The organism is Natronorubrum amylolyticum, from assembly GCF_052040145.1.
Lineage (GTDB): Archaea > Halobacteriota > Halobacteria > Halobacteriales > Natrialbaceae > Natronorubrum.
Window position 1 is genome coordinate 200,824 of the sequence record NZ_JBPPFW010000003.1, and the last position, 14,947, is coordinate 215,770.

13 protein-coding genes are annotated in these 14,947 nt (G+C 62.7%); 10 read left to right on the plus strand and 3 right to left on the minus strand.

Going from position 1 to position 14,947, the window contains the following annotated elements:
- Nucleotides 1–31: 31 nt before the first annotated feature.
- The 4 genes from ACSFDB_RS12370 to ACSFDB_RS12385 all read left to right on the plus strand — a co-directional run bounded on the left by ACSFDB_RS12370 (nt 32) and on the right by ACSFDB_RS12385 (nt 3,793).
- Nucleotides 32–991, plus strand: coding sequence for a mechanosensitive ion channel family protein (locus tag ACSFDB_RS12370; RefSeq protein ID WP_440771295.1), 960 nt, complete (start codon nt 32–34; stop codon nt 989–991).
- A gap of 120 nt (nt 992–1,111) precedes the next feature.
- Nucleotides 1,112–1,978 (plus strand): SDR family NAD(P)-dependent oxidoreductase, encoded by an 867-nt coding sequence (locus tag ACSFDB_RS12375; RefSeq protein WP_440771848.1) that lies wholly within the window; start codon nt 1,112–1,114, stop codon nt 1,976–1,978.
- 130 nt (nt 1,979–2,108) lie between these two features.
- Nucleotides 2,109–3,512, plus strand: coding sequence for a TIGR00366 family protein (locus ACSFDB_RS12380; protein WP_440771296.1), 1,404 nt, complete (start codon nt 2,109–2,111; stop codon nt 3,510–3,512).
- A 41-nt stretch (nt 3,513–3,553) separates the two neighbouring features.
- Nucleotides 3,554–3,793 (plus strand): hypothetical protein, encoded by a 240-nt coding sequence (locus tag ACSFDB_RS12385; RefSeq protein WP_440771297.1) that lies wholly within the window; start codon nt 3,554–3,556, stop codon nt 3,791–3,793.
- Between the two features lie 105 nt (nt 3,794–3,898).
- Here ACSFDB_RS12385 and ACSFDB_RS12390 read toward each other — a convergent pair whose 3' ends face one another.
- Nucleotides 3,899–4,861 (minus strand): patatin-like phospholipase family protein, encoded by a 963-nt coding sequence (locus ACSFDB_RS12390; RefSeq protein ID WP_440771298.1) that lies wholly within the window; start codon nt 4,859–4,861, stop codon nt 3,899–3,901.
- A 241-nt stretch (nt 4,862–5,102) separates the two neighbouring features.
- On the minus strand, nt 5,103–7,307 hold the full coding sequence (locus ACSFDB_RS12395) for a CDC48 family AAA ATPase (RefSeq protein WP_440771299.1): 2,205 nt from the start codon (nt 7,305–7,307) through the stop codon (nt 5,103–5,105).
- A 477-nt stretch (nt 7,308–7,784) separates the two neighbouring features.
- Here ACSFDB_RS12395 and ACSFDB_RS12400 point away from each other — a divergent pair, with 477 nt between their 5' ends.
- The 4 genes from ACSFDB_RS12400 to ACSFDB_RS12415 all read left to right on the plus strand — a co-directional run bounded on the left by ACSFDB_RS12400 (nt 7,785) and on the right by ACSFDB_RS12415 (nt 11,650).
- Complete coding sequence (locus ACSFDB_RS12400; protein ID WP_440771300.1) at nt 7,785–8,219, plus strand: DUF1269 domain-containing protein; 435 nt, start codon at nt 7,785–7,787, stop codon at nt 8,217–8,219.
- Nucleotides 8,220–8,459: 240 nt separating this feature from the next.
- On the plus strand, nt 8,460–9,362 hold the full coding sequence (locus tag ACSFDB_RS12405; protein WP_440771301.1) for an NOP5/NOP56 family protein: 903 nt from the start codon (nt 8,460–8,462) through the stop codon (nt 9,360–9,362).
- The gene (locus ACSFDB_RS12410; RefSeq protein WP_440771302.1) at nt 9,355–9,987 is read left to right on the plus strand and encodes a fibrillarin-like rRNA/tRNA 2'-O-methyltransferase; all 633 of its coding nucleotides are present in this window, start codon (nt 9,355–9,357) and stop codon (nt 9,985–9,987) included. The genes ACSFDB_RS12405 and ACSFDB_RS12410 overlap by 8 nt, the downstream gene beginning before the upstream one ends.
- Before the next feature lie 79 nt (nt 9,988–10,066).
- Nucleotides 10,067–11,650, plus strand: coding sequence for a fatty acid--CoA ligase (locus ACSFDB_RS12415; protein ID WP_440771303.1), 1,584 nt, complete (start codon nt 10,067–10,069; stop codon nt 11,648–11,650).
- Between the two features lie 20 nt (nt 11,651–11,670).
- Here the strand turns inward: ACSFDB_RS12415 and ACSFDB_RS12420 are convergent, their stop codons facing one another.
- Nucleotides 11,671–12,204, minus strand: coding sequence for a DUF8215 family protein (locus ACSFDB_RS12420; protein ID WP_440771304.1), 534 nt, complete (start codon nt 12,202–12,204; stop codon nt 11,671–11,673).
- Nucleotides 12,205–12,321: 117 nt separating this feature from the next.
- Between ACSFDB_RS12420 and hcp the strand changes: the two genes are divergently transcribed.
- Nucleotides 12,322–13,659, plus strand: coding sequence for a hydroxylamine reductase (hcp, locus tag ACSFDB_RS12425; protein ID WP_440771305.1), 1,338 nt, complete (start codon nt 12,322–12,324; stop codon nt 13,657–13,659).
- A gap of 192 nt (nt 13,660–13,851) precedes the next feature.
- Nucleotides 13,852–14,940: a glutamate--cysteine ligase gene (locus ACSFDB_RS12430; protein WP_440771306.1), complete on the plus strand. Its 1,089-nt coding sequence runs from the start codon at nt 13,852–13,854 to the stop codon at nt 14,938–14,940.
- The last annotated feature ends 7 nt before the right edge of the window (nt 14,941–14,947 follow it).

Consider the following 14,947-nt stretch of genomic DNA (forward strand, 5'->3'; position numbering starts at 1 on the left):
GGTTTTTATATCCGGCAGCCAACCGATGGCTGTGAATCGCCGTCTCGGCTACGTCTCCCTGTTGGTCGCTATCGGACTAGGTGTGACTGCAGGTATCGTCAGGCGGTTCGATGTTGCAGTGGCTCCCGGCGAACTCGGTGGGGTTCCCGTTACGAGCCTGTTCGTGCAGGCCCTGCTGGTCGCGGCCGTCGGGTTCGCGGCGTTCGGTGGCTACGTGCTGGTCGTCGGCTTTCTGCTCACGCAGACGGCAAACAAACGGCGCCGACACGACCTCAAGAACGTCATCCGTCTGGCGTTCATGGTGCTCGGATTCGTCGGTGTCCTGGGCGTGCTCACCCAACAGTACGTCGGCGTCTTCTTCTCGCTCGGCATCGTCGGATTCGCCGTTACGTTCGCCCTCCAACAGCCGCTTTTCTCGCTGATCGGCTGGCTCTACATCATGATCAAGCGGCCCTACGGCGTCGGCGACCGCGTCGCGATCGAGGGCTCGAAGGGCGACGTCGTCGAAGTCGACTTCCTCGTGACGACGCTGTGGGAGATCAACGGGGAACTCGTCAGCTCCCACCAGCCCTCGGGACGCGTGATCACCCTTCCCAACAGCGTCGTCCTCTCCTCGCACGTCTACAACTATTCCTATCAGGAGTTTCCCCACGTCTGGAATGAGCTTTCAGTTCAGGTGGCCTACGAAACCGATCTCGAGTTCGCACGCGCGCTGATGATCGAGGAGGCGACCGAGTACCTGGGTGACGATATGCAACGAGCGATCACGCTCTACCGAGAACGCCTCGCGAAGACGCCGGTCGAACTCGAGGTCCGCGACGGACCGTCGGTCAACGTCGCCCAGGGGGAGTCCTGGATCGACCTTCGACTCCGCTATCTCGTCCACCCCCGGGAAGGCCAGCGCGTCCGCAACGACCTTTTCGAACGAATTCTCGAGCGGATGAACGAACATCCGGATCGGGTCGGCTTTCCGGTCAGTCGAAACCGATGAGCCGCGAGTTCTAGTCGCCACTCGAAGTCAGTGCGACGTTTTGTGATCGTCATCACTTCCGTACCGCGTGTTGGTCGATAGGCCTTTATTGACAGTCGCTCGCATGGGAGTATGGCCGACATGACTGTGGACGAGGCGATGGAACGGTACGGCCCGACGGAGCCAACGGCTGATGACTTTCTCGTACTCGACGACCCTCACTACGCGCCCGAAAACGTCGCTCTCGTAACTGGTGCTGGATCGGGCATCGGTCGGGCGACAGCACTCGCGTTCGCCGCGAACGGGCTCACCGTCGCCGGCACGGACCTGAACGAATCTGATCTGGAGGCCGTCCGGTCGACGGCAGAGGAGCTCTCGCTACCGGGTGAGATCGTCCCGATCGTTGGTGATCTGACCGTCGACGAGGATCTCGAGCGGATCGTCGACGAGGCTGCCGACCACGGTTCGATTCGGTACCTCGCGAACATTGCCGGCCTCCAACACATCGCCCCGATCGAGTCGTTCCCCCTCGAAAAGTACGACACGATGCAGGCCGTGATGCAGCGAGCGCCGTTCGTCCTTTCGAAGGCGTGTCTGCCACACTTCCGGGACAACGAGGACGGCGGCGGTGTCGTCGCGAACATGTGTTCGGTCCACGGCCACATCGTCACCCGCGACAAAGTTGCCTACAACACGACGAAGTTCGGCCTGCGGGGGCTGACACAGTCGATCGCCGCCGAGGGCGACGGACGCGTCCGCGCGTTCTCTGTCAGTACGGCCTACGTCAAGACCGCGCTCGTCGCCAAACAGCTTCCGGCGACTGCGGACCGCCGCGGGATGACCGTCGACGAAGTCGTCGAGACGGTGATGCTCGAGCGAACCCGCGTCAAAGAGCTGATGGAGCCGTACGAGGTCGCCAACCTCTTCGTGACTGGCTGTTCGACCCACAGTACGCACCTCAACGGCGGCGACATGACGCACGAAGGCGGGATGTCGCTAACGTATTAGGACGTCGACGCTCCCCTACTCGTGAGCGGAATACGAGTACACCATCCACTGTGATACAGACTATTGACAACTATCCGTTATCTCATGGAGCAGACGACATCTTGATGTGTGGCCCGTCTGAGTGGGAGACATGCTCGCTATTTTGCGTCGACTCGGAGAACGCTGTTCCGACCTCTCCGAGGAATATATTCCCGACCCCTACGTTATCGCCATCGTCCTGACGTTCGTCGCGGTCGCCGCTGCGCTCGGGACCGGTGCCGGACCTCAGGAGACGATGAACGCCTGGACGACCGGCGTCTGGAGTCTGCTGCCCTTTATGGCCGCTATCTCGATCTTGTTGATGGCCGGGGACGCTATCGCGAAGTCGCCGACGTTCACGCTCGGCCTCGAGCGACTCGCGCGACTCCCGAACTCCCGCTTTAGCGCCGTCTGGTTCACCTCTTTCGTGGCGATGGCTGCTGCCATCGTCTCGTGGGCCATCGGCCTTATTGTCGGCGCGATCATGGCCAAACGCGTCGCCTACGAATGTCGGGAGAAGGGAATCGAGGTTCACTACCCGTTGCTGGCTGCGGCAGGGTACACGAGCCTCATGGTCTTTCACGGTGGTCTCTCCTCGTCGGTCGGTTTGATGATGGCCGATCCGTCGCTCATCCCGTCGAACTTCCCGGACTACGCTCGCGATGGAATCCCACTCTCCCTGACCGTCGGGAGCACTGCGAACATCGTGACGACTGGAACGCTATTGCTCGTGATCCCCGTGGTGATGGGGGTGCTCCACCCGAAAGACGGTATTCGAGAGCTGCCTCGAACGACCTACGAGGAGATCGACGAGGTGGTTTCCGAAGCCTTCGGGACCGATGAGAACCCCGTCGCCACCGACGGCGGCCGCGAACGATTCGCGGATCGACTCAACGATTCTCGACTGATCGGACTCGCGATTGCTATCTTTCCGGCGTACTTCGTCCTCAACGCGTGGGTCATCCAGCCCGGCGGAATCGCGAACCTGACGCTCAACAGCATCAACGCGTTCTTCCTAATGCTCGCAATTTTGCTGTGGGTTCGCCCGACCGCGATCGTCGCCCAGATGAAAGACAGCGTCTCCAACATTTCCGGCATCATCTTCCAGTTCCCCTTCTACGCCGGGATCGCCGGCCTGTTGACCGGAACGGGGCTGGCAACGGTCATCGTCGAATCCGTCGGTGGGTTCGCGACGCCGATGACGTGGCCCGTGATCGGCGTGATCGTCGCGGGCCTCGTCAACATCTTCATCCCCTCGGGCGGCGGCCAGTGGGTCGCGATGGGGCCGATCATGATGGAGATCACTGTCGGCCTTGGGATGGACCCCGAGGACGCCATCATCATCGAGATGCTCGGCGACCAGTTGACCAACATGATCCAGCCGTTCTGGGCGATTCCGCTGCTGGCCATCGCGAACCTCCGGGCTCGAGACATCATCGGCTACACCACCGTGGCGATGCTCGTCGGCTTCGTCATCGTCGGCGGCTGGCTGACGCTGTTCCTCGCAGTCCTCTAACGACCTGCACGTTTTTCCGTGCCTCGAGCGAACGGGCACCCATGTCACGCTGGGTGTTCGTCGGCGCCGCGGTCGTCGGACTCCTCCTGCTGGCCGCACTCGCCGGTTCGCCCGCCCTCCACAGCGCTGGTGACTCGGAGTGTCCGGGCCTCGAAGACGCGACGGACGGTACGGAGCCAGCCTCGAGTCCGTCCGAGGCCGATATGGGCGACGATAACGGCGACGTGTACGCTGACTGTCCGATCAATGACGGGGCGGAGATGGGGGCGCAGGGGGTGTAGCGTCAGCTACTTTTCGAGCGCTGCTCCTGGCTCAGTATAGCACCAACCGACACTATTCACATACTGACTTCCACAGTGGCTATGATACAGCCGTCCCCTCGTCCGTTAGATGGTCGCGAGGAACTTCCGGGCCTGTGTCTCGCCGTCGCGGACCAGCCGCTGGATGAACTCGGGATCGCGATCGAGTTTGGTTCGCCAATCGAGGGTACTGCTGCGTGGAAATCGGATGCGCTTGATGTCCGTGTGGGTGTAGCGATCCGGCAGGTGTCCCTGCTCGATCCAGTCGTTGACCTGCTCGACGAACCGAACCTCTGCGTTCAGCGAGAGGTTCCCCGAGAGTTCGTTCCGTCGATTGTTGATTCCCTCCATCGTCCGTGGGGGCTCGGGCCGTTCCTGTGGGTTGATTTTGATCAGCCAGATTTCGTCGGGATCGGGCGTATCCGCCGCGTCCATAAAATCGCTTATCGGCGGATTCTTGGAGAACAGTCCGTCCCAGTAGTGGTTCCCGTCGATCTCGACAGCCTCGAACAGGTGGGGTTCGGCCGCCGATGCCAGAATCGCACTGGAAGAGATGTCGGTCTCACGGAAGACTTCGAATGTGCCGGCACAGACATCAATTGCACTGATAAACAGGCCGGGTTCGGTGCCGTCGAGCAGGGCTGGTACTGAGTTGAAGTCGATCGTCGACTCGAGGAGGTCGCGAAACTCGTTTTCGCCCCACTTCGATCCTGGCGAGTGGGACGGACTGATCTCGGGCATCGGGATCCCAGCCCGTTGAAGTCGGATGTTCCATCGGAGGAGGTTGTTCGCGGCTCGGTGGAGCGGCGAGGTCGCGGATAACTCGGTCCAGAATTCCGAGAGCAGTTCCCCCGGATCTTCGTCAGGATGAACGTGGCCGTACCACGCCAACGACGCGCAGGCGGCCCCGCCCGACGTGCCGCTGAACCCGACGATGGTGTACTCGTCGGGGACGCTCCCGAGTAGCTCCCGAAGGACGCCCGCCGTGAACGCCGTGTGGCTGCCACCGCCCTGACAGGCGATTGCAACGTTTGTCTCCTCAGTTGACATTGCACCCCTCTCACGCTGGAACCGCCTTAATACACTCGACCGACCGTCGTTCTCGTTCCTCTAAGCGCTCCACGTTGGGACGAGCGAGGAGGAGTGCTAAGGCTCGTGTGCTCGAGATCGGACGCCGAAAAGTGTCTGTCAAACAGGACTGCCGATGGCTTCGCTACCCAGCTAGTACTCGACAAGCGTTTTATGAGATAAAAAAGCACAGCGCCAGCCGTCTCTCAACGACACCGACCGATTACAGCTGGTCTACCTCACCACTGGAGTCGTCGTGTTCCTGTCTGCGTTCCTCAAGTGCCGCCTCGAACTGCGCCTGCGTAAGCACGATATCCTCGACAGCCGTCGGCGTCTCCTCGGATTGAGACTGGACGTGCTCACGAACGGCCGTCGTCGCTGCTTCACGACACAGCGCTGCCAGATCAGCACCCACGAAGCCGTCCGTTTCGGCCGCGAGGTGATCGATATCGACGTCGTCGGCCAATGGCCGGTCCCGGGTGTGGATCTTCAGAATCTCGCGTCTGGTCTCCTCGTCCGGTTCGCCGACCTCGATCTTGCGCTCGATACGGCCCGCACGCGTCAGGGCGTCGTCGATGAGGTCGGGACGGTTCGTGGCTGCGATCACGATCACGTCCTCGAGTTCCTCTAACCCGTCGAGTTCGGTCAACAGCTGTGAGACGACGCGTTCGCCGACGTTCGAATCGCTGCCGCCGCTCCCGCGTTTCGTCGCGATGGAGTCGATCTCGTCGAAGAAGATCACGGTCGGTGCGTTCGACCGAGCCTTCTCGAAGATCTCGCGGACGCCTTTCTCGGACTCGCCGACGTACTTGTCGAACAGTTCGGGCCCCTTGATCGAGATGAAGTTGGACTGGGCCTCGTTTGCGACGGCTTTCGCGAGCAGCGTCTTCCCGGTCCCGGGCGGTCCGTGGAGCATGATCCCTTTCGGCGACTGGAGGTCCACCTGTTTGTACGCGTCAGGATACTCCAGTGGCCACTGGATAGCTTCCTGCAGTCGGGCTTTGGTCTCTTTGAGACCGCCGACGTCGTCCCAGGTGACGTCGGGCGTCTCGATGAAGACCTCGCGGAGCGCGCTGGGCGAGATCTCCCGGAGCGCCGTCCGCATGTCTTGTTCGGTTACCTCGAGCGTTTCGAGCGTCTCGGCGTCGATCTCATCGCCGTCGAGGTCGAGGTCGGGACGGACGCGTCGGAGCGCGTTCATCGCTGCCTCGCGAACGAGGCTCTCGAGATCCGCGCCGACGAAGCCGTGCGTGTTCTCGGCGTACTGCTCGAGATCGACCGACTCGGCGATCGGCATCTCGCGGGTATGGATCTGGAGAATCTCTGTCCGACCCTGCGTGTCCGGTGCGCCGATCTCGATCTCGCGATCGAAGCGACCGCCACGGCGGAGTGCGGAGTCGATCGAGTCGACCCGATTTGTCGTCCCGATGACCGTTACCTGACCACGGTCCTCGAGGCCGTCCATCAGCGACAGTAACTGTGCGACGACGCGGCGTTCGACGTCACCTTGCGTGTCGTCTCGTTTCGGGGCGATGGAGTCGATTTCGTCGATGAAGATGATCGCGGGCTCGTTCTCACCGGCCTCCTCGAAGACCTCTCGCAGTCGCTCCTCGCTTTCGCCGTGATACTTCGACATGATCTCCGGGCCGGAGATCGTCGAAAAGTTGGCGTCGATTTCGTTGGCGACCGCCTTTGCGATCAGTGTCTTGCCGGTTCCGGGCGGTCCGTGAAGCAAGACGCCCTGTGGTGGTTCGATGCCGAGGGCCTGGAAGAGCTCGGGATGAGTCATCGGCAGCTCGATCATTTCCCGAACCTGATCCAGTTCATCGTCGAGGCCACCGACGTCCTCGTAGGCAACTCCTGGGCCCTCTGAACTGTCAGTCGCTTCGTCTCCGCGTTCGATATCGACGTCCTCGACGGACTGCTCGACCACGTCGATGCTCGTCGACTGCGTCACGACAACGGTACCTTCCGGCTCGGTATCGACGATCCGGATCGGAATCCGGCGACTGGATCGTCCCATTAGCGAACCGAAACCGAGCGCGAGCGGGACGGTCTGTCCCGCCTGAACTGCGCGGTTGGCAAGCTTCTCACGCAGATACGAAGCGAGATTTCCACTGATCTGAAGCCCGTCTGGCAGTGCGATCGATAGCTCTTCTGCCGGTGCCACGTCGGCCTGTTCGACTTGGACGAACTGATCGATTCGCGTTCCGATAGCTTTGCGTGTCTGGCCATCGATGCCGACGACACCACGGAGTCGGTCGCCTGCCCGTCCCGAACGGACACGGACGACCGCAGTTCCAGCCTCGCTTTGGATGGTAACGAAGTCACCATCGGAAACGCCGAGTTCTTCCATCGCCTCGCGGTCAATCGCGGCGATACCCTTCCCTGCACTCTTTCGATCGAGCGGTTTTACAATTAGTTTCATAAAATGTCATTCCTCTGTCCAAACGGTGCCCGAATGGGGAACTCCCTTCATCCCAAATTACCGAGACAAATACAGCGCTGGACTTGGTATCTCTAGGTAGGCACGACTGAAATAGGTGTGTACTGTAAAATGGCAGCCAAAAGTAACTTCCGACAGAACTCAGTTGTAATAATTACCACTGGGGCCGGTGGGGGATCCTTGCTGTATCGGAGTGTTTGATCTCACCGTGGGCAGTAGTAGGGAGTACTGATACCACTCATGTGAGAAATATCATGAGTACAGATAGCGGGACATATATTCAGACAATTGATCGTGCGAACTGACTACTGCATCCATCACTGAACAGTAGCTACCCAGACATATTACTCGAATACAGACAGGCGCAAGACTAAGTTTGCTGACAGCAAATAGCTGCTCGTAGTTTTAACGAGTGAATTACTTGTTCTCTCGTTCGACAGCAAGGATGGTGCGTCAAACGTGCGTGACAGGCTATATGAGTTGCGCAAGGAGGAACTAATCGCGCTCGCAGACGCGTGTATCGTCTCTCGAAACAAGAAAGGACGCTTAAAATTCAAACAGGCCCGAAATCTAGTCGGTGAGGGTGCGCTTGGTGGCATGTTCTGGGGTGCGCTGATTGGCCTCCTCTTTTTGAACCCGATTGCAGGGATCGCGATCGGCTCCGTCGTCGGCGGCCTCACGGGGAAATTCGGTGACATCGGTGTCGACGACGCGTTCATGAAAGAAGTGTCCGAGTCGCTCGGCGAGAACGAATCCGCGCTCTTCATGCTTGTCGACGAGTGGTCCGAGGAACGCGTGCTCGAGGAACTGAAATCGCACAACCCGGACGTACTCCGAACGAACCTTTCGCCAGAAGAGGAAGATAACCTTCGGGCTGCCTTCGGCGCAGAGTAGCCGTTACCGATTTTTTGACTTGTCTTGATTGGTCAACGTCTGTAGAGCGATCTGGATCGACGATGATAGATCGCACGCTCCTGGCGTCGTCGGATTCTTCCCACCCCTGAAGGGGTGGCTTCCTCCGTGCAGTTATGTGAAAATCGCCTCGAGAGTGGCGCGCTATTACCCCGAGTTGCAGCGATCGGTGGCTCATCGTTTCGGGAACGCATTTACAACTACGGGGTTTATCGAGCAATAATGACTGACGAAGCCGACACCGCAAACGCGGGCTGGTTTTCGGATCTGGAGCCAGGGGATCTCGAGGGCGCCAGCAGCGCGATTATCGGGGGGGCTGCCGACCACTCGGAGGACTGGCCACAACTCGCCGTCGAAACCGGGTACGCCGATTCAGCGGGGGAGTATTACGATCTGCTTCACGAGGCGACGATGCACGCGACACGCCAGGAAGTCGCCGAGCGCGAACAGGCCGACGACCGCCAACTCGTCCACGCCGTCCGCGCGATGGACGACTGCACCCGGACGGCGAACGAACTCGCCGAACGGCTCGCCGAGTGGGCCGGCACCGTCGACCCGGACGCCGGAACGGGCGTCGACTACGCCCGCGAACTCGCGACTCGAGAGCGTGACCCGGAACCCGGCCAAGAGCCGCTCGTCTCGCTCGCCGAGCGCGTCGCAGCACTCGCCGACGAGGCCGACAAGTTACAGGAGTACGTCGAACGGCAGGCACCGACCGTTGCGCCGAACCTCTCGGCGCTCGCCGGTCCCGTCCTCGGGGCGCGGCTGATCTCGCTGGCCGGCGGGCTCGAGGCCCTCGCGAAGAAACCCAGCGGCACGGTCCAGATCCTCGGTGCGGAGGACGCCCTGTTCGCCCACCTACGCGGGCACGCCCCGTCGCCCAAACACGGCATCATCTACACGCACGACGCGGTCCGGGGGACCCACCCCGACGAGCGCGGCTCCGCGGCGCGTGCGGTCGCCGGCAAACTCGCCATCGCCGCCCGCGTCGATCACTACTCCGGCGACGTGAAGCCGGAACTCGAGGCCGAACTCGCAGAACGGATCGAGACGATTCAGGCTCGGAGCGAGGACGGGAGCGGTGCCGGTGCCGACGAGAGCGACGGGGGTGAGTCCGATGAGTGACCTCCCCGACGGCGTCGAGCGCCGCCAGTTCGACGGCACCGAACGGCTCGGGACCCGCGGTGAACCGGTCTACGGCGAGCCAACGGACGGCGAGTGGCGCGCCTGGAACCCGAACCGCTCGAAACTCGGCGCGATGCTCGAACTGGGGATGAACACCGGCCTCGCGGGCGGCGAGACGGTGCTCTACCTCGGCGCAGCGAGCGGGACGACCGTGAGCCACGTCGCGGACTTCGCCGGACCGACCTACGCCGTCGAGTTCGCCGCACGGCCGGTACGGGACCTGCTCGAGGCCGCCGAGTCGCGACCGCGGCTGTTTCCGCTGCTCAAAGACGCCCGGAAGCCCGAGACGTACGCTCACGTCGTCGAATCGGACGTCGACGTGATCGTCCAGGACGTCGCGACGAGGGGACAGGCCCGCGTCGCCCTTGAGAACGCCCAGTTTCTCGCCGACGACGGCCGACTCCTGCTGGCCGTCAAGGCTCGGAGCGAGGACGTCACCCGCGACCCCACCGACGTCTTCGAAGACGTTCGAGACGAACTCGAATCGGGGTACGAGGTGCTCGAGTCGCGGCGACTCGAGGAGTACCACGCGGATCACCTCGGAATCGTCGCGCGGCCGAAGTAGACGGCCGAAAACGACTGGACGGTCGGTCACCCAGCCGTCGCTAACAAATATAAGGACGTTTGTGGGATATTATCACGACATGTCGGAGCATCCCACGATCGGTGACACGCTCGAACAGACGGTTGACCGCTATCCCGACCGGGACGCAATCATCTATCCGCGAAAGGACCAGCGCTGGAGCTACGCCGAACTCGACGAACGCGTAAACCAGTTGGCGAACGCGTTGCTCGAGCGTGGGATCGAGAAAGGCGATCGCGTCGCGACGGTGCTGTACAACGGCTCGGAGATGGCGCTGGCCGTCTACGCCTGCGCGAAGATCGGAGCCGTCTTCACCCCGCTGAACTTCCGGCTTCCGGCGGGCGAGATCGAGTACATCGTCAACGACGCGTCGGCCGAACTGCTGCTGTTCGAATCGGCGACCAGGGAGTCGGTGGAGGGCGCTCGTCCGGCCCTCGAGACCGTCGAGGACTACGTCTACATCGACGACGACGTGCCCGAGTACGCGACGGATTTCTACGAGCTACTCGAGTCCGGTTCGGACGAGCGACCCGACATCCACGTTGCGGAGGACGACGTCTACGCCTTCATCTACACTTCGGGAACGACGGGCCGTCCGAAGGGCGTGGTCCACGAGCACCGAAGCATGGTCGAGCACAACCTCATCTGTATCGGCGAGGGGCGGATGACTCGCGACGACGTCGGCCTGTCGGTGATGCCGTTGTATCACTGCGCCGAACTCCACTGCAACCTGTTCCCGCGGGTCCACCGCGGTGCGGCGAGCGTCATCCACCACGAGTTCGAACCGCAGGCGGCCCTCGAAGCGATCGACGAACACGACGTGAGCCTCCTGTTCTGTGCGCCGACGGCGTGGAACGCGCTGTCGCTGACCGCGGCTCAATCGGATGTCGACGTCTCCTCGCTGCGACTCGGCCTCTACGGCGCGGCACCAATGCCCGAGCAGGTCCTCGAGAACTGCCGGGAGCACCTCTGTGAGGACTACCTCCAGGCGTACGGGATGACCGAGATCGGTCCCGCCGGCGTCTTCCAGCCGCCGGAAGACCAGCTTTCGAAGCAGGGCTCCGCCGGAGTCGCTGCGCTCAACCACGAACTGCGCGTGATCGAACCCGACGGGGACCCCGACCAGACGGTCGCCGACGGCGAGATCGGCGAGATCCTGATCGCCAGCCCGTGTACGATGCGCGAGTACTGGAACCGGCCCGAGGCGACCGAGAAATCGTTGCGCGAACACGACGGGACGACGTGGTACTACACCGGGGATCTTGGCCGGTTCGACGACGACGGCTACCTCTACGTTGTCGACCGGAAAGACGACATGATCGTCTCCGGCGGCGAGAACATCTACCCGGCCGAAGTCGAGGACGTGCTGTTCTCCCACGAGGCAGTTGAGGAGGCCGCCGTCCTCGGCGAACCGGACGACGAGTGGGGCGAACTGGTCGTCGCCTACGTCGTCGCCGACGGCGTCTCCGCTGAGGAGTTGGATTCGTTCGCCCTCGAGAGCGACCACCTCGCGGACTTCAAACGCCCACGGGCGTACTACTTCGTCGACGACCTGCCGAAGAACCCGAGCGGGAAGATCCAGAAGTTCAAACTCCGGGAGGACGAGGCCGACGTCGATCCCGAAGCCGAGACCATCGCGTCCTAACCGTCGTCGACAGCGGCTTCTTACCGGTCTCGAACCGTAGCGTAGACCGACTCCGCGACGCGCGGAAACGCCAGCATCGAGACGACCGCGACGACCAGCGCCGCGACGAGCGAGAGCGGTGGAACGCCGACGACGCCGGCGAGCCACACGCTGCCGAAGACGGCGACGGCGAGCGCGAGGTTGTAGTAAACGAACCGCAGGACCACCAGCAGCGGCGAGAGCGCCACCCAGCCGAGCGTGTCGGTGCCCGGCGGCCTGATCCAGCCGCCGCGGATCAGCGTCCCGACGAGGACCATCGCCATCCACGCGAGCAGTCCGGCGGCGGTCGCATCGTAGATCCCCGGCCCGGGTGCGGCCACGATCGCGAACAGCGTCGGGAGGGCCAGAATCGAAATGTCGCCGAAAATGTGGCTGCAGTCGTGCAGAAACCGGCCGAACCCGCTCTTTTCGGCACGCGAGAGTTTGCCGAGGCCGTACCAGGTCCGGCGCGTGGCGCTGGTAGCCGGCCGCGTCTGACGGACCGGATTGCGGTGTTCGCGCCGATCTCGGGCCATGCAGACAGGTAGCACGACGCCGCCTATAAATACTGCCGTCCGAACGTCTTCCCACCCGTTGTGAGGCGGTGGGAATCGCTGTGGCCCTTAATCGTTCCGCGAGCGAGCCATCGTAGTATGAACTGCAACCAATGCGAGCAGACCCCCGAGGGCGGCTGTACGACGGTCGGTGTCTGTGGCAAGGAGCCGGATCTCAACGGGCTGCAGGAGCTCGTCATCTACGGGCTCAAGGGGATTTCGGCGTACGCGACCCACGCTCGAGACATGGGCTATCGCGACGACGGCGTCGACGGCTTCGTCCACGAGGCGCTGTACTCGACGCTGACGAACGTCAACTTCGACATGGACGATCACGTCGACCTCGCGATGCGCGCCGGCGACGCCGCTGTCGACGTGATGGAACTACTCGACGAGGCCCACACGCAGGAACTCGGCGTTCCGGAACCGACGGAGGTGGCCCAGAACGACGTCGAGGGGAAGTCGATTCTCATCACCGGACACGACCTCTACGGCCTGAAACAACTGCTCGAGCAACTCGAGGCCGAAGACGAACAGATCTCCGTCTACACGCACTCCGAGATGCTCCCCGCTCACGGCTACCCCGAACTCGCCGCGTACGACAGCTTGAAAGGAAACGTCGGCGGTGCGTGGCACGACCAGCGGATCCTCTTCGCGGACTTCCCCGGCGCCATCGTCGGAACCACGAACTGCGTCCAGCCGCCGCGCGAGGAGTATCGCGATCGCTTCTTTACGACCGGGCTGGCGGGTCTCGAGGACGTCGAGTCGATCGACGGCTACGACTTCGGGCCGGTGATCGAGAAGGCGAAGTCGCTCCCCGAGGCGGACTGGGAGCAAGACGGCACCGTCACGACGGGCTACCACCACGAACCGGTGCTCGATCAGGTAGACGAAATCGTCGACGCGGTCGAGTCCGGCAACCTCCGCCAGTTCTTCGTCGTCGCGGGCTGTGACGGCCCGACGCCCGGCCGAGACTACTACCGTGAACTCGTCCGACAAATTCCGGAGGACTGCGTCGTCCTCACCACCTCCTGCGGAAAGTTCCGATTCAACGACCTCGAGATGGGGACGGTCCCCGGAACCGACATCCCGCGATATATCGATCTCGGACAGTGCAACAACTCGATCTCGACGGTGAAGATCGCGGCGGAACTCGCCGACGCCTTCGACTGTGAGGTTAACGACCTCCCGCTTTCGGTCGTCCTCTCGTGGTTCGAACAGAAAGCCATCGCCGTCCTGTTGGGACTGCTCAGTCTCGGCGTCGAAGACATCCGGCTCGGTCCGACGGTCCCAGACTTCCTCACGCCCGAGATCGTCGAGTTGCTGAACGACGAGTTCGGCCTCCAGCCCATCAACGATCCCGAAACCGATCTGGCGGCGATGCTCGGTGACCCCGTCCCGACAGCGGCTGCCGAGCCGCGACCGGCCGACGACTGACCCCGGACTGGCCGATGGTTGAGTGGGGGCGGCCGACGACCGAGCCGCGATCGAGCGGCGACCGAAGGGCGGCCGACGACCGAGGTGGCCCCTGGCTCGAGTCTGTCCTCCGTTATCACGACCCGCGCTCCCAGGGAACCCACGCTGCCGAGTCCAAACGGTATTTATCACCGCGGGCGAAAACGGGAGACGATGGAACGCGGGTCCCGGGATTCGTTTACGCGCATGGGCACGCTGGGGATCGAAGAGGAGTGCTTCGTCGTCGACGAGACTGGCCGTCCCACCAGCGGCACCGACGAACTCGTCTACGAACACGATCCGCCCGAGATCCTCGAGGGCCGACTCGACCACGAACTGTTCAAGTTCGTGATCGAGACGCAGACGCCGCTGATCGAGGATCCGAGCGACGCCCGCGAGTCGCTGCTCGAGATCCGGCGGGCGTTAGTCGACTACGCCACCGACCACGGCTACCAGATCGCCGCTGCAGGGTTGCACCCGTTGGCGAAGTGGCGCGAACTCGAGCACGCCGAGAAGCCCCGTTATCGTTCCCAACTCGACCGCATTCAGTATCCACAGCACCGGAACACGACCGCAGGCGTCCACGTCCACGTCGGCGTCGACGACGCCGACAAGGCGGTCTGGATCGCCAACGAACTGCGCTGGTACGTCCCGATCATGCTCGCCCTCTCCGCGAACTCGCCGTACTGGAACGGGTTCGACACCGGGCTGCAGTCCGCACGCGCGAAGATATTCGAGGCACTGCCGAACACCGGGATGCCGACCTACTTCGAGGACTACGAGGCGTTCGACCGGTTCGAACGCCGGATGCTCGAGACCGACTCGATCGAGGATCGGGGCGAACTCTGGTACGACGTCCGCCCGCACACGGCACACGGGACGGTCGAACTGCGCACGCCCGACGGCCAGGCCGATCCTGATGTCGTCCTCGCGTTCGTCGAGTACGCCCACGCGCTCGTCGAGGATCTCGCGGCCGCCTACGAGGACGGCGCGTCGGGCTACGCCCGCGAGCACCGCCGCGAGCTGTTAGACGAGAACAAGTGGCGGGCGATCCGTCACGGCCACGAAGCCTCGTTCATCAGCCGCGACCTCGACGGAACGATCGACCTCGGTGAACTCGTCGACCGGGAGTGTGAACGGCTGGGAATCGAGGGTATCGGACGCGTGTACGACCGCGAGAGCGGCGCCCAGAAACAGCGACGAATACGCGATGAATCGGGTGCTGACGCCCTCTGCGAGTCGATTCTACTCGGCACCGAGTAACGCGGGT